The organism is Citrobacter sp. wls714, assembly GCF_005281025.1.
In the GTDB taxonomy this organism is placed as follows: Bacteria; Pseudomonadota; Gammaproteobacteria; order Enterobacterales; family Enterobacteriaceae; genus Citrobacter; species Citrobacter werkmanii.
This window is the reverse complement of the sequence record NZ_SZWZ01000032.1, coordinates 106,160-127,799: the sequence shown is the minus strand read 5'-3', so window position 1 is coordinate 127,799 and position 21,640 is coordinate 106,160. Positions and strand designations below refer to the sequence as shown.

General features: G+C 49.3%; 25 protein-coding genes and 1 pseudogene. 13 read left to right on the top strand and 13 right to left on the bottom strand.

Annotated features, from left to right (window positions below):
- Positions 1–65: 65 nt before the first annotated feature.
- The 7 genes from phoQ to rluE form a co-directional block, all read right to left on the bottom strand.
- Positions 66–1,529: a two-component system sensor histidine kinase PhoQ gene (gene phoQ / locus FDX11_RS09715; RefSeq protein WP_042309080.1), complete on the bottom strand. Its 1,464-nt coding sequence runs from the start codon at positions 1,527–1,529 to the stop codon at positions 66–68.
- On the bottom strand, positions 1,529–2,200 hold the full coding sequence (gene phoP, locus FDX11_RS09710) for a two-component system response regulator PhoP (RefSeq protein ID WP_042309337.1): 672 nt from the start codon (positions 2,198–2,200) through the stop codon (positions 1,529–1,531). Before phoP ends, phoQ begins: the two co-directional genes overlap by 1 nt.
- Before the next feature lie 196 nt (positions 2,201–2,396).
- Complete coding sequence (gene purB, locus FDX11_RS09705; RefSeq protein WP_016153410.1) at positions 2,397–3,767, bottom strand: adenylosuccinate lyase; 1,371 nt, start codon at positions 3,765–3,767, stop codon at positions 2,397–2,399.
- A gap of 3 nt (positions 3,768–3,770) precedes the next feature.
- Positions 3,771–4,412, bottom strand: a complete 642-nt coding sequence (gene hflD, locus FDX11_RS09700; protein ID WP_042309320.1) for a high frequency lysogenization protein HflD — start codon at positions 4,410–4,412, stop codon at positions 3,771–3,773.
- Between the two features lie 34 nt (positions 4,413–4,446).
- On the bottom strand, positions 4,447–5,553 hold the full coding sequence (mnmA, locus tag FDX11_RS09695; protein ID WP_061381741.1) for a tRNA 2-thiouridine(34) synthase MnmA: 1,107 nt from the start codon (positions 5,551–5,553) through the stop codon (positions 4,447–4,449).
- Positions 5,554–5,606: 53 nt separating this feature from the next.
- Positions 5,607–6,068, bottom strand: coding sequence for an NUDIX hydrolase (locus FDX11_RS09690; RefSeq protein ID WP_042308976.1), 462 nt, complete (start codon positions 6,066–6,068; stop codon positions 5,607–5,609).
- Positions 6,069–6,077: 9 nt separating this feature from the next.
- The gene (gene rluE / locus FDX11_RS09685; protein WP_061381740.1) at positions 6,078–6,701 is read right to left on the bottom strand and encodes a 23S rRNA pseudouridine(2457) synthase RluE; all 624 of its coding nucleotides are present in this window, start codon (positions 6,699–6,701) and stop codon (positions 6,078–6,080) included.
- A gap of 202 nt (positions 6,702–6,903) precedes the next feature.
- Between rluE and icd the strand changes: the two genes are divergently transcribed.
- On the top strand, positions 6,904–8,154 hold the full coding sequence (gene icd, locus FDX11_RS09680; protein WP_042308974.1) for an NADP-dependent isocitrate dehydrogenase: 1,251 nt from the start codon (positions 6,904–6,906) through the stop codon (positions 8,152–8,154).
- A gap of 101 nt (positions 8,155–8,255) precedes the next feature.
- Here the strand turns inward: icd and FDX11_RS25430 are convergent.
- Positions 8,256–8,411 (bottom strand): annotated as a pseudogene (locus FDX11_RS25430) (integrase); the annotation flags it as partial.
- Between the two features lie 38 nt (positions 8,412–8,449).
- Here FDX11_RS25430 and FDX11_RS09670 point away from each other — a divergent pair.
- From FDX11_RS09670 to FDX11_RS09625, 10 genes are all read left to right on the top strand, one after another.
- Positions 8,450–9,178: a MerR family transcriptional regulator gene (locus FDX11_RS09670; protein ID WP_042308973.1), complete on the top strand. Its 729-nt coding sequence runs from the start codon at positions 8,450–8,452 to the stop codon at positions 9,176–9,178.
- A 204-nt stretch (positions 9,179–9,382) separates the two neighbouring features.
- Complete coding sequence (locus tag FDX11_RS09665; protein ID WP_042308972.1) at positions 9,383–9,817, top strand: nuclear transport factor 2 family protein; 435 nt, start codon at positions 9,383–9,385, stop codon at positions 9,815–9,817.
- The gene (locus FDX11_RS09660) at positions 9,814–10,533 is read left to right on the top strand and encodes an SDR family NAD(P)-dependent oxidoreductase (RefSeq protein WP_042308971.1); all 720 of its coding nucleotides are present in this window, start codon (positions 9,814–9,816) and stop codon (positions 10,531–10,533) included. Before FDX11_RS09665 ends, FDX11_RS09660 begins: the two co-directional genes overlap by 4 nt.
- Complete coding sequence (locus FDX11_RS09655; RefSeq protein WP_137397832.1) at positions 10,530–11,786, top strand: NAD(P)/FAD-dependent oxidoreductase; 1,257 nt, start codon at positions 10,530–10,532, stop codon at positions 11,784–11,786. Before FDX11_RS09660 ends, FDX11_RS09655 begins: the two co-directional genes overlap by 4 nt.
- Before the next feature lies 1 nt (position 11,787).
- Positions 11,788–12,510: a DUF1365 domain-containing protein gene (locus tag FDX11_RS09650; RefSeq protein ID WP_137397831.1), complete on the top strand. Its 723-nt coding sequence runs from the start codon at positions 11,788–11,790 to the stop codon at positions 12,508–12,510.
- A complete protein-coding gene (locus FDX11_RS09645) occupies positions 12,507–13,727 on the top strand; it encodes a cyclopropane-fatty-acyl-phospholipid synthase family protein (protein WP_137397830.1) in 1,221 nt (406 codons plus the stop codon). Before FDX11_RS09650 ends, FDX11_RS09645 begins: the two co-directional genes overlap by 4 nt.
- Positions 13,724–14,206 carry a DUF2878 domain-containing protein gene (locus FDX11_RS09640; RefSeq protein ID WP_042308966.1) on the top strand — a complete coding sequence of 161 codons (483 nt, stop codon included), beginning with the start codon at positions 13,724–13,726 and terminating at the stop codon, positions 14,204–14,206. The genes FDX11_RS09645 and FDX11_RS09640 overlap by 4 nt, the downstream gene beginning before the upstream one ends.
- Positions 14,206–14,733, top strand: a complete 528-nt coding sequence (locus FDX11_RS09635) for a hypothetical protein (RefSeq protein WP_137397829.1) — start codon at positions 14,206–14,208, stop codon at positions 14,731–14,733. The genes FDX11_RS09640 and FDX11_RS09635 overlap by 1 nt, the downstream gene beginning before the upstream one ends.
- Positions 14,730–15,260 (top strand): DUF3833 domain-containing protein, encoded by a 531-nt coding sequence (locus FDX11_RS09630; RefSeq protein ID WP_042308962.1) that lies wholly within the window; start codon positions 14,730–14,732, stop codon positions 15,258–15,260. Before FDX11_RS09635 ends, FDX11_RS09630 begins: the two co-directional genes overlap by 4 nt.
- 13 nt (positions 15,261–15,273) lie before the next feature.
- Positions 15,274–16,233 carry a DUF523 and DUF1722 domain-containing protein gene (locus tag FDX11_RS09625; RefSeq protein WP_137397828.1) on the top strand — a complete coding sequence of 320 codons (960 nt, stop codon included), beginning with the start codon at positions 15,274–15,276 and terminating at the stop codon, positions 16,231–16,233.
- A 130-nt stretch (positions 16,234–16,363) separates the two neighbouring features.
- Here the strand turns inward: FDX11_RS09625 and yibB are convergent, their stop codons facing one another.
- The 4 genes from yibB to FDX11_RS09605 all read right to left on the bottom strand — a co-directional run bounded on the left by yibB (position 16,364) and on the right by FDX11_RS09605 (position 19,026).
- On the bottom strand, positions 16,364–17,221 hold the full coding sequence (gene yibB / locus FDX11_RS09620) for a protein YibB (RefSeq protein ID WP_079224537.1): 858 nt from the start codon (positions 17,219–17,221) through the stop codon (positions 16,364–16,366).
- 400 nt (positions 17,222–17,621) lie between these two features.
- Positions 17,622–17,864, bottom strand: a complete 243-nt coding sequence (locus tag FDX11_RS09615; RefSeq protein WP_137397827.1) for a DinI-like family protein — start codon at positions 17,862–17,864, stop codon at positions 17,622–17,624.
- Positions 17,865–18,064: 200 nt separating this feature from the next.
- Positions 18,065–18,604 (bottom strand): cytochrome b, encoded by a 540-nt coding sequence (locus FDX11_RS09610; RefSeq protein WP_061381499.1) that lies wholly within the window; start codon positions 18,602–18,604, stop codon positions 18,065–18,067.
- Between the two features lie 149 nt (positions 18,605–18,753).
- Positions 18,754–19,026, bottom strand: coding sequence for a hypothetical protein (locus FDX11_RS09605; protein ID WP_042308953.1), 273 nt, complete (start codon positions 19,024–19,026; stop codon positions 18,754–18,756).
- A 237-nt stretch (positions 19,027–19,263) separates the two neighbouring features.
- On the opposite strand from FDX11_RS09605, the gene FDX11_RS09600 reads away from it, so the two are divergent.
- Together FDX11_RS09600 and FDX11_RS09595 are read left to right on the top strand one after the other, a co-directional pair.
- Positions 19,264–20,787, top strand: a complete 1,524-nt coding sequence (locus FDX11_RS09600; protein WP_061381498.1) for a cyclic diguanylate phosphodiesterase — start codon at positions 19,264–19,266, stop codon at positions 20,785–20,787.
- 166 nt (positions 20,788–20,953) lie between these two features.
- Positions 20,954–21,160, top strand: a complete 207-nt coding sequence (locus FDX11_RS09595; protein ID WP_137397826.1) for a hypothetical protein — start codon at positions 20,954–20,956, stop codon at positions 21,158–21,160.
- A 128-nt stretch (positions 21,161–21,288) separates the two neighbouring features.
- On the opposite strand, the gene FDX11_RS09590 is transcribed toward FDX11_RS09595, so the two are convergent.
- On the bottom strand, positions 21,289–21,579 hold the full coding sequence (locus tag FDX11_RS09590; protein WP_042309317.1) for a Bor family protein: 291 nt from the start codon (positions 21,577–21,579) through the stop codon (positions 21,289–21,291).
- Positions 21,580–21,640: the final 61 nt, after the last annotated feature.

The window sequence follows — 21,640 nt, the reverse complement described above, 5'->3', positions numbered from 1 at the left end:
CAACCGATTATAACGGATACTTAACCTCAAGCGTGAAGTCAGTACATATTTATTACATGCGGCGATTACTCGTCTTTCTGACCCGGCTGCTGGCGGCCAAAAATGACTTCCATGCGTGCGCCGCCCAGCAGGCTGTCACCTGCAATAATTTGCCCGTCGTACTGTTCGGTGATTTCACGCGCTACCGCCAGTCCGACACCTTGTCCTGGTCGTAGCGTATCGACTCGTTGTCCACGGTCAAACACTACTTCTCGTTTGCTGTGCGGAATGCCGGGACCATCATCTTCAACCAGAATATGCAGTTGATCCTCTGATAGTCGCGCTGAAATCTCGACGAACTCCAGACAATATTTACAGGCGTTGTCCAGCACGTTTCCCATCACTTCGACAAAATCGTTCTGCTCGCCTACAAAGCTGATTTCAGGTGAGATGTCGAGATTAATGTTAACGCCTTTACGCTGATACACCTTATTCAGCGCCGAGGTAAGTTTATCCAGCAACGGCGCGACAGGATGCAGTTCCCGGCTGAGCAGGGCGCTACTGCCACGCATGCTGGCGCGATGCAGGTAATAGCCAATCTGCTGGGAAATACGGCTGATTTGCTCGAGCATGATCGGTTCCGCGTCGCTTACGTTCATTTTTTCGTTACGCATCGAGCGGAGCGTGCTTTGCAATACGGCCAGCGGGGTCTTCAGGCTATGGGTAAGATCGGTTAACGTGGTGCGGTATTTGTCGTAGCGCTCACGTTCGCTTTTCAAAAGCCGGTTGAGGTTGCGGACCAGACTGGTCAGTTCACGCGTGGTCGCGGGATTCAGCATTTCACGATGATGTTCTTCAAGCTCACGAACTTCACGCGCCAGCGATTCAATAGGTCGCAGGCTCCACCAGGCGGCCACCCATAACAGTGGAATGACCAACAACAGGTTGGCGACCAGCACATAAATGAACCAGCTCCAGACCATATACGAGCGCTTTAACTCAATAGGAATGGTATCGACAACCACAATGGTCAGTTGGGGCATTCTGGCGGTGGCAGGATAGACATTCACCGCAACCGAGTGGGTCATTTCAGCGTCGTCGTCATCTTCTCTGACTTCTTTTAACTGCTGCTGTGCGGAGTGATCTGCGCCCAGCAACGTGCTGGTGGCGTCGACATTGGCTTCAATTTCATGAAAACCGTTCGTCTTAAGCCAGTCAGGTTGAATACTCTGGGTCAGCCAGGGGACGTTGCGCTGTGCCCACAGCAATTTGCCGTTTTCATCATAAATCAGCGACATTGTGGGGCTTTGCATATCGAGATTCTCGGGTAACTCGACATTAATTTTACCGTTATCCCATTTCGCCAGGGTATAGAACAGATTGCTTTCGCCGCGCAACAGGCGAAACGTTGTCTTATCAAAGCTGACGCTATAACCCACCAGGGCAACGATGCCGTAGGCCAGTGAGAGCACCAATACCACGCCAGCGGTTGCCAGTAAAAAACGTAGCCGAAGTGATAACGGGAAAAAATGACGCAATAGTTTATTCATTAGCGCAATTCAAAAAGATATCCCTGGCCACGCACGGTGGTGATGACGTCGTCAGGATACTGCGCCTGTATTTTTTTGCGCAAACGTCCCATCAGAACATCAATAGTATGACTTTCACGCAGCTCGGCATCCGGATAAAGCTGCAGCATGAGCGAATCTTTACTGACCACTTTGCCGTTATTACGGATGAGTGTTTCCATAATGGTGTATTCGAACGCCGTGAGCTTGATCACCTCATCATTGACGGATAACTCACGGCGAGAGAGGTCCACCTGAAAAGGTGGAAGGGAGATAATCTGCGATGCCAGACCGCTGTTGCGACGCATCAACGCCTGCATGCGCGCAGCCACTTCTTCAATGTGAAACGGTTTGGTGACGTAATCGTCGGCGCCGGCGCTGAGCACTTCCACTTTGTCCTGCCAGCCTTCACGGGCGGTTAATACCAGAATGGGGAGCGAAACGTCATTGCTGCGCCAGCGGCGGATCAGCGACAAGCCATCTTCATCAGGGAGCCCTAAATCAACGATCGCGATATCCGGCAGATGTTCATTCAGATAGTAGTCCGCTTCCTTAGCGTCCTCTGCATCATCCACCTGATGCCCTAAATCCTGTAACTGAACCTTGAGGTGGTGGCGTAATAAAGCATTATCCTCGACAACCAGTACGCGCATCATCATTACTCCCTATACGAACGGTATGAATAGTTTAACGCTGATTATGTGGCTGTGGGGATAAACATTTAATAAACCGGGGGAAGGGAGGCTATCACTGGCGAAAAAAGCCGGAAGGCGCTGACGCTTATCCGGCTTGCATACGACATAAACTGGTGGCCGGAACAGGCGCAATTGCTCTCCGGCGCAATACAGATTACTTCAGTTCATCAACCATAGTGACGGCGCGACCAATGTAATTGGCTGGCGTCATTGCTTTCAGGCGAGTTTTTTCGTCTTCCGGCAGGGCCAGACCGTCGATAAACTGCTTCATACCTTCAGCGTCAACGCGTTTTCCGCGGGTCAGTTCTTTCAGCTTCTCGTAAGGCTTTTCAATACCATAGCGACGCATCACGGTCTGGATCGGCTCAGCCAGAACTTCCCAGTTATGGTCCAGTTCATCCAGCAGATGATCGCGATTCACTTCCAGTTTGCTCACGCCCTTCAGTGTGGATTGATACGCGATCAGCGCATAGCCAATACCGACGCCCAGGTTGCGCAGAACGGTTGAGTCCGTCAGGTCTCGCTGCCAGCGGGAAACCGGCAGTTTGCTCGCCAGATGTTGCAGTACCGCGTTAGACAGACCCAGGTTGCCTTCGGAGTTTTCGAAATCGATTGGGTTAACCTTGTGCGGCATGGTGGAGGAACCGATTTCGCCAGCGATAGTTTTCTGTTTGAAATGGTTCAGCGCCACGTAACCCCAGACATCGCGGTCAAAGTCGATCAGGATAGTGTTGAAACGTGCGATGCAATCAAACAGCTCGGCAATGTAGTCGTGCGGTTCAATCTGCGTGGTGTACGGGTTCCACTGGATGCCCAGCGACGTAACAAACTCTTCGCTGAACTGATGCCAGTCTACTTCCGGGTAAGCGGCGATGTGGGCGTTATAGTTACCCACGGCACCGTTGATTTTACCGAGAATTTCGACCTGGTTAAGCTGGCGGTACTGGCGCTCCATACGGTAAGCCACGTTAGCCATTTCTTTGCCCAGCGTAGACGGGGTGGCAGGTTGACCGTGGGTACGGGAGAGCAGAGGGATATCGCGATACTGTACGGACAGATCTTTCACTGCGTCGATAAGCTTACGCCAGTATGGCAGGACTACTTCGTCGCGAGCGGTTTTCAACATCAGCGCGTGAGACAGGTTGTTGATGTCTTCTGACGTACACGCGAAGTGGATAAACTCGGAAACGGCATGCAGTTCCGGGATATCAGCCACTTTTTCTTTCAGGAAATACTCAACTGCCTTCACATCATGGTTAGTCGTACGCTCAATGGTTTTGATACGCGCGGCATCTTCTTCATTGAAGTTAGCGACGATCGCATCAAGGAAACCGATTGCGTCGGCAGCAAAAGCAGGAACTTCCTTGATCGCTGCGTGCGCGGCCAGTTTTTGCAGCCAGCGTACTTCAACCTGTACACGGAATTTCAGCAAACCGTATTCACTGAAAATCCCGCGCAGCGCGCTGACTTTATCGCCGTAGCGTCCATCGACAGGGGAAACGGCGGTCAGTGAGGATAATTCCATAGATCACAACTCCGGGGTTAAATGAGCAAGAATTTGTTTTGCCTGAGTCGTCAGGCGATTACGAGAAAACATGAGTTGCAGACGGCCTCCACCAACCTGATGCCAGAGCACTGCTGCACGAATGCCAGCCAATAGCGAAGCGCGTACTTTAGCCTGAACCTGTGGGCTCTGGAGGATAGCAGGGGAACCCGTGACCTGAATACGCGGGCCGAGTGGGCTGATGACGTCAACATAAATGCCAGCCATCGCGCTCAGCAACGTTTCTGACTGCAAATCAAAATGGTCCAACTGGCGCTGTAAGCCGTTGATACGGTCTCCCAGCGTGTCCATAGCGCCTTTGGCCGCTGACAGCTTACGCTCCAGTACCATCAGGCTTAACGTGTAGCGGGTGAGTTCCGCGTTCAGCCCCTGACGACTGCTGGCGTTGAGCACGCCGAGCAACGTTTCAAGGCCAAGTCGCAGGTTCGCCTCACTCCCGCCAAAGACTCCAAGCGTCGAGCTGGGGTTCATGTCGATGATACTGTTAAGTGAAACGTGTAACGCATCGGCATCACAATGCCCCTGGTGCGCCAGTTCTTGCACCAGGCGTGCCGACTGGCATATACCTGCCAGGGCGAGGGTGATGTCATAATAATTCTTTGCCACGTTCACTGCTTCCTTGTATCAAATGTGTAAATAATTAGACCGGCAAAGGCAGGCGTTGTTCGATAATTCCGCCGCCGAGGCAGATTTCGCCATTGTAAAAGACAGCCGACTGACCCGGCGTTACCGCCGCAACCGGTTCGTCGAAAATGACTTCAATACGTTCAGCATCCAGCGCTTTAACGGTGCACGGAATGTCGGTCTGACGGTAGCGGGTTTTCACCGTGCAGCGCATTGTGCCGGTGAACGGTTCGCGATCGACCCAATGCAGCTGTTGTGCCACCAGGCCAACGGACATCAGGCGTGGGTGTTCGTGACCCTGAGCGACAACCAGAATGTTGTTCTCAACGTCTTTATCCACCACATACCATGGATCTTCCGTCCCTTCTTTCGTACCGCCAATGCCCAGACCTTTACGTTGGCCCAGAGTGTGGTACATCAGTCCCTGGTGCTGGCCAATCTCTTCGCCGTCAACGGTGATGATTTTGCCAGGCTGAGCGGGCAGGTAGCGACCAAGAAATTCGCGGAACTTACGTTCGCCGATGAAGCAGATACCCGTGGAATCTTTTTTCTTGGCGGTAATCAGACCGAGATCTTCGGCAATTTTACGCACCTGTGGTTTTTCCAGTTCGCCGACCGGGAACAGACTTTGCGCGATTTGCTCATGGCCGAGCGTATAGAGGAAATAGCTCTGGTCTTTATTGCCATCAAGCCCTCGCAGCAGGCGGCTTTTGCCGTCGACATCAGCGCGGCGCACGTAGTGACCGGTGGCGATGTAATCGGCACCTAAATCTTCAGCGGCAAATTCGAGGAAGGCTTTAAATTTTATCTCTTTATTGCACAGAATATCCGGGTTCGGCGTACGACCCGCTTTGTACTCTTCAAGAAACAGCTCAAAGACGTTGTCCCAGTATTCTGCAGCAAAGTTAACGGTATGCAGTTCAATGCCAAGTTTGTCACAGACAGCCTGTGCATCCGCAAGGTCGGCAGCCGCTGTGCAATATTCCTCGCCATCGTCCTCTTCCCAGTTCTTCATGAACAGGCCTTCTACCTGATAGCCCTGTTGTTGCAACAGCCAGGCAGAAACGGAGGAATCGACACCGCCGGACATGCCGACGATCACTTTTTTTGGGCTTTCAGACATAGGAATACTCACGACATTGAACTTCAAGGCGGCATATTCTAGCACGCAGCCCTTTACTTGACACCCTCTGTAAACGGCCAGTTAAATTCACCGATCATTGCCAGCGGATAGCGCTGCCCGCTCTGATAACAGAGAATGCTCTCGGCAACCAGCGGTGAGCGCAGGTTTGGCGCTGAGAGAATCTCTTCTGCGCTGACCCAGCGACAGCAATCAATATCACTGTCATGGGGTTCAGTAGCGCACATATTGGCAAGTTCGATAGAAAACAGAAAACGTAAAAAAGGCGTTCTGTCCGGCGCAATCCATTGGTGCATCCGAATGAAGTGCTGCGGCTGTGCGTTGATGCCTGTCTCTTCCCATAGCTCACGGGCGGCGGCCTGTACCAGGGTTTCGTCTGCTTCCAGGTGCCCGGCAGGTTGATTCCACAAGGCTTTGCCGTTTATGGTTTCCTCAACGACTAAAAATTTATCTTCTGCATGCACAATGCAGGCGACCGTAACGTGTGGTTTGAACATACCGATTCCTTATACAGTTGCATCCCGCCATTCGCCGTTAGCGAGATTATCCAGCGTGTAATTACCCATGGCATAGCGGATGAGGCGTAGCGTAGGAAACCCAACATGTGCTGTCATACGCCGTACCTGACGGTTGCGGCCTTCATATAAGGTGACTTTTAACCAACTGGTGGGAATATTCTTCCGTTCACGAATGGGCGGGGTTCTCGGCCACAGCCAGGCGGGTTCTTTTACCACTTCAATGCCTGCAGGCAGCGTGGGACCATCGTTAAGCGTTACGCCAGTGCGCAGGGCTTCCAGCGCTTCGGGCGTAGGTTCTCCCTCAACCTGAACATAATAAATTTTCCCCGTGCGCTTGCCGGGCTGCGTTAACCGCGCCTGTAATGCGCCATCATTGGTCAGCACTAAAAGCCCTTCACTGTCCCGATCCAAACGACCCGCAGCATACACGCCTGGCACAGGAATAAAATCTTTTAACGTTTTGCGTCCCGCTTCGTCAGTAAATTGTGGCAAAACATCGTAGGGTTTATTGAACAAAACCACGCGTTTTGGCTGGTTTTCTTTACGCTGCTTAGTGACTTGTCGTGAGCTGAATCGCTTAACTTGGTGATTTCTAAAAGAAGTTTTTTGCATGGTATTTTCAGATTATGTCAATTGCCGCATTATAGCCTAAGAACGAGTGTCTTTCATGGCGACGAACAATAGGGTAGTATTGACACGCTCATTACAAATCATTAACAAAAAAATTGCTCTAACGCAGTCGTGCAGCAGGACGCCAATGCACATGCAGCGCGATGACAGACGAGCAAACCAGAAGCGCTCGAAGGAGAGGTGAATGGAAAGCAAAGTAGTTGTTCCGGCGGAAGGTAAGAAGATCACCCTGCAAAACGGCAAACTCAACGTTCCTGAAAATCCGATTATCCCGTTCATTGAAGGCGACGGTATCGGCGTTGATGTAACCCCACCGATGATCAAAGTTGTCGATGCTGCTGTCGAGAAAGCCTATAAAGGCGAGCGTAAAATCTCCTGGATGGAAATCTACACCGGCGAGAAATCCACTCAGGTTTATGGCCAGGACGTCTGGCTGCCTGCTGAAACTCTTGATCTGATTCGTGAATATCGTGTTGCCATCAAAGGTCCACTGACCACGCCAGTTGGCGGCGGTATTCGCTCTCTGAACGTTGCTCTGCGTCAGGAACTTGACCTGTATGTCTGCCTGCGCCCGGTGCGTTATTACCAGGGTACGCCAAGCCCGGTTAAACACCCTGAACTGACCGACATGGTTATCTTCCGTGAAAACTCCGAAGATATCTATGCGGGTATCGAGTGGAAAGCAGACTCCGCAGATGCTGAGAAAGTGATTAAATTCCTGCGTGAAGAAATGGGCGTGAAGAAAATTCGCTTCCCGGAACATTGTGGTATTGGTATCAAACCGTGTTCTGAAGAAGGGACCAAGCGTCTGGTTCGTGCGGCGATCGAATATGCCATCGCGAACGATCGTGATTCTGTTACCCTGGTACATAAAGGTAACATCATGAAGTTCACTGAAGGCGCGTTCAAAGACTGGGGTTACCAGTTAGCGCGTGAAGAATTCGGTGGTGAATTGATTGATGGCGGCCCGTGGGTGAAAATCAAGAACCCGAAATCCGGCAAAGAAATCGTGGTTAAGGACGTTATCGCCGATGCGTTCCTGCAACAGATCCTGCTGCGTCCTGCTGAGTACGATGTGATTGCTTGTATGAACCTGAACGGCGACTACATCTCTGATGCGTTGGCAGCACAGGTGGGGGGTATTGGTATCGCGCCAGGCGCGAACATCGGTGACGAATGTGCGCTGTTCGAAGCGACCCATGGTACTGCACCGAAGTACGCAGGCCAGGATAAAGTGAACCCTGGCTCTATCATTCTGTCTGCAGAAATGATGCTGCGCCACATGGGTTGGGTCGAAGCGGCTGACCTGATCGTTAAAGGTATGGAAGGCGCGATTAACGCCAAGACCGTAACCTATGACTTCGAACGTCTGATGGATGGCGCTAAGCTGCTGAAATGTTCCGAGTTTGGTGACGCGATCATCGAAAACATGTAATCCAGATTCTGGGTTGTATGAGAACGGGAGCCGAGAGGTTCCCGTTTTTTAGTGCCTGCAACATTGTTTCCCCAAAATGCTTCCCCAAAAACCAGGCGTGCTCACCCCGTTTTTACTTCGACAACTGTCCAATCCTTACCCCTGTCGTCGTGATATTTGTCTGTCATTTTTCTAGATTTATGTTCCAATAATTTGTGGATATCAATCCCTTGTGCTTTATATCTTCTTTCTGAAAGTGATTGTTGCTCGTGGTTCGTAGTATATTGAAAGTATTATTGGTTATTAGGTGCTCTGTATGTCCTATTCCATCGGTGAATTTGCGAGGCTTTGTGGAATAACCGCCACAACGCTGCGCGCCTGGCAACGTCGTTATGGACTTCTCAAACCACAACGTACGGATGGTGGGCACCGGTTGTATAGCGATGACGATATCCAACAGGCGCTTAAAATTCTCGATTGGGTGAAAAAAGGCGTACCGATAAGCCAGGTTAAACCGTTGCTGTCCCGCCCTGGTGCCCGGCGAACGAATAACTGGCTCGCTCTGCAAGAGAGTATGCTGCAGCGCTTGAACGAAGGGAAAATAGACTCTCTGCGCCAGCTTATTTATGATGCCGGTCGCGAATATCCCCGCCCTGAACTGGTGAGCGAGGTGCTGCGCCCTCTGCGAAGCCAGGTATCAGCTAACGTGCCTGCTATCATGACGCTGCGTGAAATCCTTGATGGTATTATTATTTCTTACACCTCGTTTTGCCTGGAAGGGGATAAGCGTGCGCCGGGCGATAACTACCTGATTACAGGCTGGCATCTTACCGACCCCTGCGAGATCTGGCTTGAAGCGCTTGGTCGCACTGGACAGGGACATCGTATTGATGTGCTTCCTGTACCGCCCGCGATGCTTGCGCCTGAAATTTTCCCCGAACGCAAATGGCTGTTGGTGACGTCCGGCAAACTCACCGTAGCGCGCAAAAAACAGATAGACCTCTGGCAACAGCAGGTCAACTCCCTCGAAGTGATCCCGCTTTAATTCTCTGTTATTACCTTTCTTGTGTGTTGATTGGCCACTACCTTAGTGGCTTACGAATAAATTTCCTCAAAAATATTAAATTTTAATTTATTGAATTAAATGAATTTATAATTATTTTTTAGTATAAACTTGGACAAATTAAAGTGTTTGTGTAAGTTTTAATTATACCGCCTACGCAATGTGGTTCACACAAGGGTAAGAGCTATGCGCGCACCGCCATCCGTTATCGACAGGTTTGTGGATTACTACGCCAATTTGGATCGCCAGCCCGTCCCCGCGCTTGCCGGTTTGTACGACGTGCACGCGGTACTTGTCGATCCCTTCGGGGAACATAATGGGCTGTTTGCCATTCAGCGCTATTTCTCGCATCTCCTGGCGAATGTGAATGCCTGCCGTTTTGCCATTGACCCTCCACTGTGTGAGACCGGGCGGTTTGCTGTGACGTGGACAATGTACTGGTCGCATCCGCGTATTGCTGGCGGAAAAATACGATCTTTGCCGGGATGTTCAATGGTCGAGACACATGGCGAGAAGATTTTTCGCCAGCGTGATTATTACGATGCCGGTGAGATGCTCTATGAGCATCTGCCGCTGTTGGGTTGGGCCGTTCGCCACGTTAAAAGGAGGGTGCGCGCATGATGACTGTCCTCATTACTGGCGCAAGTTCAGGGATTGGCGCCGGGCTTGCAAAATCATGGGCCGATGACGGCTGTCACGTGATTGCCTGTGGCCGCAATCCCGAAAGGCTGGAACAACTGCGCCAATCCCACGCCAACATCACAGTACGCCTGTTCGATATGACAGACAGGGACGCCTGTCGCCAGGCGTTGGCGGACTGCAAACCCGAACTGGTTATTCTTTGTGCCGGAACTTGCGAATATCTCGACCACGGCTGGATAGATGCAGGGAAGGTTGAACGGGTGATGGCGGCGAATTATCAGGGCCCCATCAACTGCCTGGCAGCGCTTCAGCCGCAGTTAACTTCCGGTAACCGTGTGGTGCTGGTCAGTTCGATGGCGCACTGGCTGCCGTTCCCACGGGCGGAAGCCTATGGTGCGTCTAAAGCCGCGCTAACCTGGTTTGCCAATAGTTTGCGTCTGGACTGGGAGCCAAAAGGTATTGCCGTGACCGTCGTTTCGCCAGGATTTGTTGATACCCCGCTTACCCGTAAAAACGATTTTCCTATGCCCGGGCAGGTGAGTGTAAAGCAGGCGGTGAAGGCTATTCGTCGTGGCCTGGCGAAAGGAAAAAATAGTATTGCCTTCCCGACAGGTTTTGGCGTGTTGCTGCGTCTGTTGGCCGTGCTGCCTGAGAGTCTCCAGCGCACGTTGCTGCGCAGGATGGTGCGTTCATGAAAATTGCTATCATTGGCAGTGGTATTGCCGGATTAACCTGCGCCTGGCGTCTGGCCGGACATCATCAGGTGACGCTTTTTGAAGCGGCGTCGACCCCTGGCGGCCATACTGCGACGGTAGATATAGCGACTCCACAGGGGAATTTCGCGATTGATAGCGGCTTTATCGTCTACAACGACCGAACTTATCCGCGTTTTATGGGCTTGCTGAGTGAACTCGGTATCCAGGGGCAAAAAACGCAGATGAGTTTTTCGGTGCATAATACGCAAAGCGGTATGGAGTACAGCGGTCATACTCTGACTTCCTTGTTCGCCCAACGTCAGAACCTGCTCAAACCCGCATTTTGGGGAATGATGAAAGAGATTGTCCGTTTTAATCGTCTGGCTAAACGGGCATTGAATGATGTCGATGCCAACGCCACGCTACAGACCTTCCTCGACCAGCACCATTTCAGCGCGTTCTTTGCGCGTCATTATATTCTGCCGATGGGCGCAGCCATCTGGTCATCTTCGCTACAGGAAATGCGCCGTTTTCCGTTGCCGTTGTTCTTACGCTTCTTTGAACACCACGGCCTGCTGGATATCTGGCATCGTCCGCAGTGGTACGTGGTCCCAGGCGGATCGCGCGAGTACATTCGCGTTATGCTGGCGAAGCTGGGTGAGCGTCTGGCATTGCACCTCAATGCGCCTGTTCAGCAGGTCATTCGTCACGACAGCGGCGTCAAAATCCAGTTGGCAGGATCAGTACAGACGTTTGATCAGGTGATCTTCGCTTGTCATTCTTCGCAGGCTCTGGTCGTGCTTGGTGATGCCACCACCGCAGAACTCGACGTGCTGGGCGCAATTAGCTGGCAGCGTAACGAGGTCGTTTTGCACAGCGATCGCCGCTGGTTACCGGTACGCGAACGCGCGTGGGCAAGCTGGAATTACCGCCTGAGTGGGCAAGATCGCGCCAGCGCCTGTGTCACCTATAACATGAATATTCTCCAGGGATTACCCGAAGGAAGCCCGCTATTCTGCGTGACCCTCAACCCGGACACCCCTATTGACGAGCGATTCGTCTGGCGACGCTTTGTCTACGAGCACCCATTGTTTAATCCCGACAGCTGGCGCGCGCAGGCGCGCCGCACTGAGATCAACGGCCTGCGTCGGACCTGGTTCTGCGGGGCTTATTGGTACAACGGCTTTCATGAGGATGGCGTGCGCAGCGCGCTCGATGTAGTACACGGCATTGCCGCAGGAGAGGGGGGCTAAGATGAACAGCTGCCTGTACCACGGTGTTTTGCGCCATCGCCGCCTCCAGCCAGCAACACACCAGTTTAGTTATCAGGTGTTTATGGCGTGGCTCGATTTAGATGAACTCGCACAGCTTTCGGGCGTAGGCGTGAAACGTAATCGCTTCGCCGCGACAGCTTTTCATGATGCGGATTACCCTCTGGGGACACCGTTAAGGGAGAGCGTGTTGAATAAGCTTGCCTGCCTGACGGGCGAACATCCCGGGGGGCGTGTAATGCTTCTGACACAGCTGCGCTATTTCGGTTTTCATTTTAACCCGGTCAATTTTTACTACTGCTATGACCGTTCACAGCGTCTGCGCTGGGTACTGGCGGAAGTCCGCAATACGCCATGGAATGAGCGACATTACTACGCTGTAGACGCACAGGAAAAGCGTCCGTTGGAAAAAGCGTTCCATGTATCGCCGTTTAACCCGATGGATATGGTCTATCACTGGCGATTTAACCCGCCGGGTAAAACGCTGCATATGCATATCGAAAACCACCAGGCAGAGAAGATTTTTGATGCCAGCCTGATGCTCAAACGCGAGCCGTTGACGCAGGCGAGTTTACGCGCGTTGCTGCTACGACTGCCGTTAATGACGCTGAAAACGGTGTTCGCGATTTACTGGCAGGCGCTACGACTGTGTCTTAAGCGAGTTCCTCTCTACAACCATCCCGTCAGCAGGAGTGAACGATCATGACCGATCCCGTCTTTGCGCTTGAACCTGATGTTCCGCGCAACCTGCGTGTGGCGCGTTGGCTTCTTTTCCGCATGCTGAGCGGCCTTCGCCAGGGTTCAGTCACGGTGCGGGAAAGGGAGCAAACCTTACACTTTGGTGATGTTTCAGCTGAATTACGCGCTGAAGTACATATTCTCTCGCCCACGGTGTACTGGCGGGTGCTGAAAGGCGGAAGTCTTGCGGCGGCTGAGGCCTGGATGGACGGAGAGTGGGAAACGCAACAGCTCACGCCCTTACTGCAAATATTTGCGCTTAACAGCACCCTACTGGGACGCCTGGAAAGCGGTTTTCGCCTGCTTGGCCGACCCGCCGAGCGTTTGCGTCACTGGACGCGTCGCAACCATCGGCAACAAGCAAAAGAAAACATTGCCGCGCATTACGATCTCGGTAATGCATTTTATGCGTACTTTCTTGATGAGGATTTACTCTATTCCAGCGCCTTATTCACCTGCCCCGAGCAGTCTTTAGCGCAGGCTCAGCAGGCAAAAATGGCGCGGCTTTGCGAGCAATTGGCACTGACCGCGAATGACCACCTGTTGGAGATTGGTACTGGTTGGGGGGCGATGGCGGAATACGCCGCACGCCATTACGGTTGCCGTGTAACCACCACGACCCTGTCTCAGGAACAGTTTGCCTGGGCGAAAGCGCGGATTGCCCGCGCAGGTTTACAGGAGAGAGTCAACGTCCTGCTGTGCGACTACCGCGACCTGACCGGGGAATTCGACAAACTGGTGTCGGTCGAAATGATCGAAGCGGTTGGTCAGCGTTATCTGCCGACGTTTTTCCGTACCTGCCAGGCGCGACTGCGTCGTGGGGGAAAACTGGCGATTCAGGCCATTACCATTCAGGATCAGCGCTATCGCGAATACAGCAAAGGCGTTGATTTTATTCAGCGCTATATCTTTCCAGGGGGCTTTTTACCCAGTATCACCGCGATGAGCGGCCTGATGACAAAGCATACTGACTTTGTGGTTCGTAATCTGTTCGATATGGGGCCCGACTACGCCCGGACGCTTGCGCACTGGCGACAAGGATTTGTTCACGCCTGGCATGACATTGAAAAACTGGGATTTGATGAGCGTTTTCGCCGTATGTGGCTGTACTACTTCGGCTACTGCGAAGCCGGTTTTAACGCCCGCACGATCAGCGTGGTGCAACTGACGGCGGAACGTCCATGAACCGCCATTTACAGGTCTTTATCCTGGCTGTCGGGTTCGATCTGTACTGGCTCATGGTGGTGTTATTTCGTGAGCGCGGCCTGGCGTTATGGCTTGGGCTGGCTATTCTGGCCTGCTTCTTGCTGCCGTCTGCGCAACGTCTGTACGCGTTAATGATGGCAGCGGTGGGTAGTGGTCTGGATGCGCTGTGGGCGTTGACGGGGTTGATTAATTTTCACGGCGAAGCATTGTTGCCGTTATGGATGGTTGCGCTTTGGCTCATGTTCGCTGTCCTGTGGACGCACCTTACCTGCTCGACTACCTTGCCGGGATGGCTGCTGGCCATAATGGCCACCGGTGGTGGGCCGATCGCCTATGTGATAGGAGAACGTTTGGGGGCCATTACTTTTCTGGAACCAACATTTATTGTTGTTGGCTTAATGGCGGCGGGCTGGCTGGTGTTGATGCTGTTTTTTCATATTTTCATGGGGAAACACTAATGAAACCTGCCCTATTGATACTGCTGGGCGTCATGGCGACGGCGCCTTTTGCCGGTGCCGCTGACTGGTTAAGCTGGCGGAAAGTCGGCGATGCGACGCTCTCCTGGGGACCATTCACGATCTATACCTCACAACTGCGCACGCCGGATGGGCGCTATCGCGGGCTGAAAGAGGATCAAGCACTGATTATCACCTATCAGCGCAATATTGAACGGCAAGAACTGGTTAATGCCACCCGCGATCAGTGGCGAGCGCAGGGTATTCTCGAGCGGGAAGCGCAGAGTGAGTCCTGGCTTCGCATGTTGAGTGAGATATGGCCAGACGTCGCGCCAGGTACGCAACTGGCTTTTGTATTGCAAGATAAGCAGGGGAAGTTTTGGTATCGCGCTTCAGCGGTTCAAAGGCACTTTATCCCGCTTGGCCCACCGCAGTCGGCGGCGTTCAGCGAAAACTTTCTCTCTGTCTGGCTGGGTTCCCGCACGCAATATCCTGAGCTGCGTCAGCAGCTTACTGGAGGTGAAAAATGAAACGTTTATTGGCCCTGAGCCTGCCCTTGCTGATGCAGGTGGCTGGTTGTAGCGCTGAAATTGCCGACTATCGGCAACAGCAGCCGACGCTGGATATCTTTCAGTATTTTCAGGGAGAAACGCAAGCATGGGGGATGATTCAGGACCGCAGCGGTAAACAGCTTCGTCGCTTCCATGTCGATATTAACGGCGATGTGGTGGGAGACACATTGACCCTCAACGAACGCTTTGTGTACGACGATGGAGAGAAACAGCAGCGGGTATGGCATATCCGTAAAGTTAGCGCCGATCGTTACGAAGGTACTGCCGGTGACATTGAAGGCGTGGCGAAGGGGCAAGCAGCGGGCAACGCGTTCAACTGGCATTACAGCATGAATGTGAAAGCCAGCGGCAGAACCTGGTTGCTGAATTTTGACGACTGGATGTACATGCAGGATGCTAACCATCTGTTTAATAAAACGGAGATGAAGAAATTTGGCCTCACCGTCGGTACGGTGACGCTTTTCTTCTCCCGTAAAACGCGATAGTGAGGAAGAGGTCATGAAAATGCAACCCATCGTTGGGATCAGCGGCTGTTTAACGGGATCTGCCGTCCGCTTTGACGGCGGGCATAAACGGGCAGAATTTGCGATGGAGAAACTAGCCCAGTGGATGACTTTCCAGCCTGTTTGCCCGGAGATGGCGATAGGTTTGCCTGTCCCTCGGCCAGCGCTGCGCCTGGTGCAAACGACTGTCGGGGATATTCGCATGCGTTTTAGTCACGCACCTCACGAAGACGTGACCGACGAAATGGCTGACTTCTGCCAGCGGTATCTGGCAGGGCTGGACACACTGTCCGGTTTTATCGTCTGTGCAAAATCCCCCAGTTGTGGCATGGAACGTGTGCGCTTATATGACGATAAAGGCAATCGCGGGCGTAAAGACGGGGTGGGACTGTTTACCGCCGCGCTGATGGAGAAATATCCGTGGCTACCGGTAGAAGAAGACGGGAGGCTGCACGATCCGGTCCTACGCGAAAACTTCGTCGAAAGGGTTTTCGCCCTACATGAGCTCAATATGCTGCGCAAAAATGGCCTGACGCGGCGGGCTCTACTGGATTTTCATAGCCGTTATAAATTGCAATTGCTGGCTCACCATCAGGCCGGATATAGGCAAATTGGCCCATTTGTCGCATCACTGCATGAATGGGAGGATCTGGAGGCTTTCTTTGCGGTTTACCGGGATAATTTAATGACAATTCTGAAGAAACCCGCCTCACGTAAAAACCACACAAACGTGCTTATGCACATTCAGGGGTACTTCCATAATCAATTAACAATGCGTCAGCGCGGCGAGTTGCGCGAGGTGATCCTTCATTACCGCGCAGGACTACTGCCCATCCTGGCCCCGGTGACGTTGCTGAAACATTATCTGGCGGAATATCCGGACGATTATCTGCTGACGCAGAATTACTTTGATCCCTACCCGCAAGAATTAGCATTGCGACTGACTGTTAATTGATCATGACTGATAAACAGAACCGAGCAGAGTGATAATTTATGTAGTGTTCGAAACCTTTAATTACCGCTCTTCGCTCATAGTAGACGTCAGCTTTACCTTTATCGGTATTGTGTATGTCTACAATTTAATCTTATTTCCCGATAAGTGTTACTTTTAACCTTCGTGAAAAAGAACTAAAATCATTCTTGCCATACAGTTTAAACAAATTAAACCATCGATTCTTACCGAGATGATTTAGTTTGATTAATTGAGGCTTATAATGGTAGCACATTATAAAAATACCCTGGTCATCATCAACAATATTGTTTCTAAGCGTTTTTATTTGGCACTGGCAAACCAATTCATAAAATTCCTTCCATTTGTTTTTTGTTGCAACAATTGCACCGCCAATAATATAAGAACGATTATTAATCATGTGGTCGAAAACCTGATGAAGCGTTTTGACAGTCAACCCTTTTTTTACCGTAAATAAGTTGACTTTGTTTACATCAAATGGATAATTCCATTGGGATAAACCATTTATGACTTCTGCATTACGACAGTAACCAAAGTCAACCCATGCAACCATATTATTATTAACAAGGTTTAACGCTATTGCCTTATTTACGAAGTATGATTTTAGATTGCAAACGAATACGTAGTTTGAGGACCAGTATTCTGGGTTTATTAGTTGGCGAGTTTCAAGTTTATTTCTAAATTCATCATCTTTCTGAATCTGTGAAATTTTATTTTTAATATGTTGGAATTTATTATTGATATCTAAAGAGATTACAACAGTTCGCTTACCATTTCTAATTTTTTCTATTTTTGGTTTAAGATCACTAGATGTAAATATGACCATCTCATTATCTAATTCAGACAGATTTTTAAAATACTCAATGTAAGTATCAGATGTTCTCTCTAAATGAGGAGAGAAACCTTTATCACTCGTCCAATTTCCTCGTCCTATATCGAAAAACGCTGTAACGATGGTAATAGATGTATTCATTTATATGCAGCCCATTTTCTTTATTTATCAAAAAACTACCAAAGTATTAGTAATAAATTTACATAGTTTTTTATATTTCGATATTCTATCAGTATTAACATGGGGCGGAAAGCATAATGTGATATTTGAAATGATAAACAACAGGCTGTACCTATGGCTCCTGGGAATTATAAGTTGTAATTGTTTATTATTTTATGTGATATAATACACCATGATACTATTTCTTCTTGGTTTATTTTGCGGTATCTGGAGTAATTAAGCTACAGAAGCAAAGATACCCGGACTGGACAAATGATATGTGCTCAGTGATGAGTGTTGCTGCGACTGCGTCGTATGCCAGAACATAACGGCGGGTAGCCGACAATCTTTCAAGGATTTAAGTCGCAGCAAATTAGAGTAATTAATCTGAGACCAGCCACATATCGGCTTCTTCAAACATTTCCTGAACAGTGCGACTAATCTGTTCTTTCTCGTGCTTACTGGCATCAGTGTTTATTGCTGGTAGGGTCAGCATCGGTTTAACCCGGACATCAGCATCTGGAAAGATCTGGTGCACTCCCTTTCTCAATTCGCCCAAAATGATCTCTTTTGCACCGAGCAGCCCATCAAAATTCCTTTTGTCATAAACGAGTTCCACGAACATTGCCACTTGCCTTTATCTGTATGGATATACAGTGTTTATACTGTGTTTTTATCTGATATACAAGGGGGACCGTCAATATGAATTGACGTCCCCCGGGGATGATTATGTTATGAGGGGATAGAAAGAAAGATAAGCATTATAGTGAATAACAAATAAACTAATGCTTTCTACGTTTTTTAGTGCCTATGTTTCTAATCTCATCATTTCAGATGTTTATGTTCAGGCATCATTCTTAAAAGTGTATTGTCCTTCTGTATGGCGTGATGAAATAATGCCGCGCCAGCATGGGCTGCAATCAAGAAATAGCCTACATTTGCCAGAGTTTCATGAATAGCTTTCACGACGGCTTTTATTTCATCATTGCTATGAACGAAAGAGGGGATGTTTAAACCTAGAAAAAACCAACTCTTTCCACCGTAAGCCATCGTCAAGACACCTAATAACGGTAGCGCCAGAAAAGAGACATAGAGCATGATATGCATTAATTTGGCTGATATCCTCTGCCACTGGGGGGGCGTAGGTGTGATAGCTGGATCGTCATACTTATGTTTGAGAATTAAACGTATTATCATTAAACACCAGACAAATACCCCTGTATTATAGTGTGTTTCTTTCATCAACAGATAGGAGGCACTGCCTTTGGGAAACCAACCGCGAAATTCCATTGTGGCATAGGTTATCGCGATTAACACCAGAGTTAGCCAGTGCAAGTGAATCTGAAGTCTTGAGAATCTGCTCATTGTTTTTCCTCGAATGATGCGCCACCGCAACCGTATCGTATTGAGCTTAACAAATCCTTATATTCATTAAGAGATTAGGATTTTGTTATTTCTATTTCGGGTAAAACGATCGCATAGTTGATAGGGGATCATTGCGAGTTTGTCAGGATTCAATTTTTCGACGAAATTTTGTACGGGAAAACGTGTAGAGCATTGGCTGCAATGGGGTAAACGCCGAGGCTTTCAGTTCTGGCCTTGATTTCCTCAAATGGGAGGGAAGGAGATGGTTCCCGTCCTCCCCAGAGATTGATCCCTTCCGGGATGTCATCTCTGCCGTATTCCTCGGCGATCTCAATCGTTTTGCCATTATTCAATTCGATGACAACGCTTTTTCCATCAATGGGGATCAGATTTCCGTCATTGTCAGTAATAAAGATTTTCATTTGCTCTCCTCCTGATTATGCCTTCTCATCATAGCAAATTAAATGTGGGGCAATACTGCTATTGCTCTGAAAATGCATAATGATTATTTACTATTAATCAATGCGTTATGATGAGATTTAGAAAAAGTGATTGGCTTCATGGCGATTTATGTTGCTGTCGACCATGCTCTGTAGAGACAAACATGATTCAGTCAACGTCCGTTTTAACGTGTTCATTTTTCGCCACAGGATATAAGAATGCGCAAAGCACTGTTACCGATACTTGCTGCGATATGTCTGTTCGTAATCGGTGTTTTTATTCTCAATATGCAGCTTTGGTATTCCTCATCAATGGAAGCTCTTGGTGGGGCACGATATGCCGCGAAAAATATGGACAACATACTTAATGAAGCTTTTCAGGCAACGGGTACCGCTAAGCGCATCGCTGAAAAAAAATGCGACCTGGAGAGCCAATACCAGCTCGGAACTGAAGCTGCGCTTCGGCCCCATTTACGAACGCTGATTATTATCCGGCAAGGGAAGGTTTGGTGTACCTCACTGCCAGGTAATCGGATCTTGTTGAAACAGATACCCGTGATACCTGATACGAATTTGCTGTTGGCCTCTGCACAAAATACCGTGAATGAGATACCCGTTTTACTTTATCAGACTCATTTTCAAACAAGTAGTATCATTATCACGATAAGTGGGGTGCATATCCGGGGCGCATTGAATGTCCCATTAAAAGGACTGACCTATTCATTGCGGGTAGGCGACAAAGTGCTTGGTTCATCGACGGAAGTGAAAGTCTTCAAGGCGAGTGCGCAGCAGTCTGGTCAAGTGAATTCTGCAAAGTATCCCTTCAGCATTATTTTCGAACAGCCTCCATTATTTAGCTTAAAAAGGCTCGTCACTAATGGTCTGGGAATTCTGATTTTCATCCTGCTGATCTCGGTCGCTGTGGCTTATGCCATCGATAAATATTTGAATAAGAATGATACCCCTGAAGAAACGTTGCGCAGAGCGATAGATAAAGGGGAGATAGTGCCTTTTTATCAACCAATCGTAAATGGTCGCGATGGAACGTTACGCGGTGTCGAGGTGCTGGCCAGATGGAAGCACCCAAGGGCTGGGTATATCTCTCCGGCCTCTTTTATTCCAGTTGCCGAAAAATCAGGTCTGATAGTGCCGCTGACTCAAAGCTTGATGAGGCAGGTCGCTGCTAATATGAACTCCATCGCCAGCAAATTGTCATCCGGCTTCCATGTCGGAATTAACTTCAGCGCATCCCATATCACTTCCCCTACGTTTGTGGAGGAGTGCCTGCGCTACAGAGACAGTTTCAGCCGTAATGATTTAAATTTGGTGATTGAGGTGACTGAACGAGAACCGTTGCATGTGGATGATGATCTTGTGCAGAGGCTCAATACGCTTCATGAAAATGGTTTTGTCATTGCGTTAGATGATTTTGGTACAGGCTATTCTGGACTTTCTTACTTGCATGATCTGCACATTGACTATATCAAAATCGATCAGAGTTTTGTGGGACGGGTAAATGACCTGCCTGATTCAACCCGAATTTTAGATTGTGTCCTCGACCTGGCACGTAAGCTGTCATTAAGCATTGTTGCTGAAGGTGTTGAAACGAAGGCGCAGCTTGATTATCTCAACAAAAACAACATTGTTTTCCTGCAAGGGTACTATTTTTATAAACCGGTCACTTTTACTGAGTTTATTCTTATTCTGCTTTCAAAACCCAAAGTGAAGGTTTTTGTCGAATAAAATGGAAGGTATCTTGTTGATAGAAGTGAGAATGGGGAGGAATTGGCCGTAGAAAACCTGTTTTTTCTTTATCGTGAGATGAATCTCAGACTGTGTTATTCAAAGAGCATATCCTTAGTTGTGTAGCGGTTATTTGCGTTCTCACATACAGCAAACGGATAACAGTATGACAGATATAACCTTTACTAAGGGACACACTTCAAGTCGCGAAGTGACGGTAGTACATAAGAAAAATTTGGCTGCTCGCACCAAAATTCAGTACTCAAACCGCGATCAATTAGCTATTGCTGCAGTTCTGTTTGTAGGCGGTATCGCCGGAGCTATTGTTTTGGCAACGTACTTACTGATACTGGAAGGGATATTTCTGTACTAATTGTTTAACTGTTCTTATGTTTTATTACGGTGTTTGTTGTGTTGCTAATGCCATTTCTCAGTAATGATCAATATTATTAACCATCAGTAAAGTTAAGCAGGTATTCCTGAAAACACCTGCTTAAAATATCATTTAGAACAATATACTCTGGCTTCCCGAGGAGTATAGATGCCAATCGTGATGATGCGCAAGAAAACATCCATACCAGACTCCTGAACTTCTGTACGAACAACTTTGTCTGCACCGCCGCATACAGAAGCTGCATCGATGGTTTGTGACTGGCCAATACCATTAATGAAAAAATTCTGTCTGGTTTCCTGAGAGGGTTTTTCTGCAATGCCGTTGTTGATTTTAAAGGTTTGCTGAGCGCAACCGGATAGAGCTGTTGCCGCAATAATTGCAATCATTAACTTTTTCATTTTTACCATTTTATAGTGTGGGATAGAGAGCAAATGATCTTCTTTAATGCTGCTGGTACAT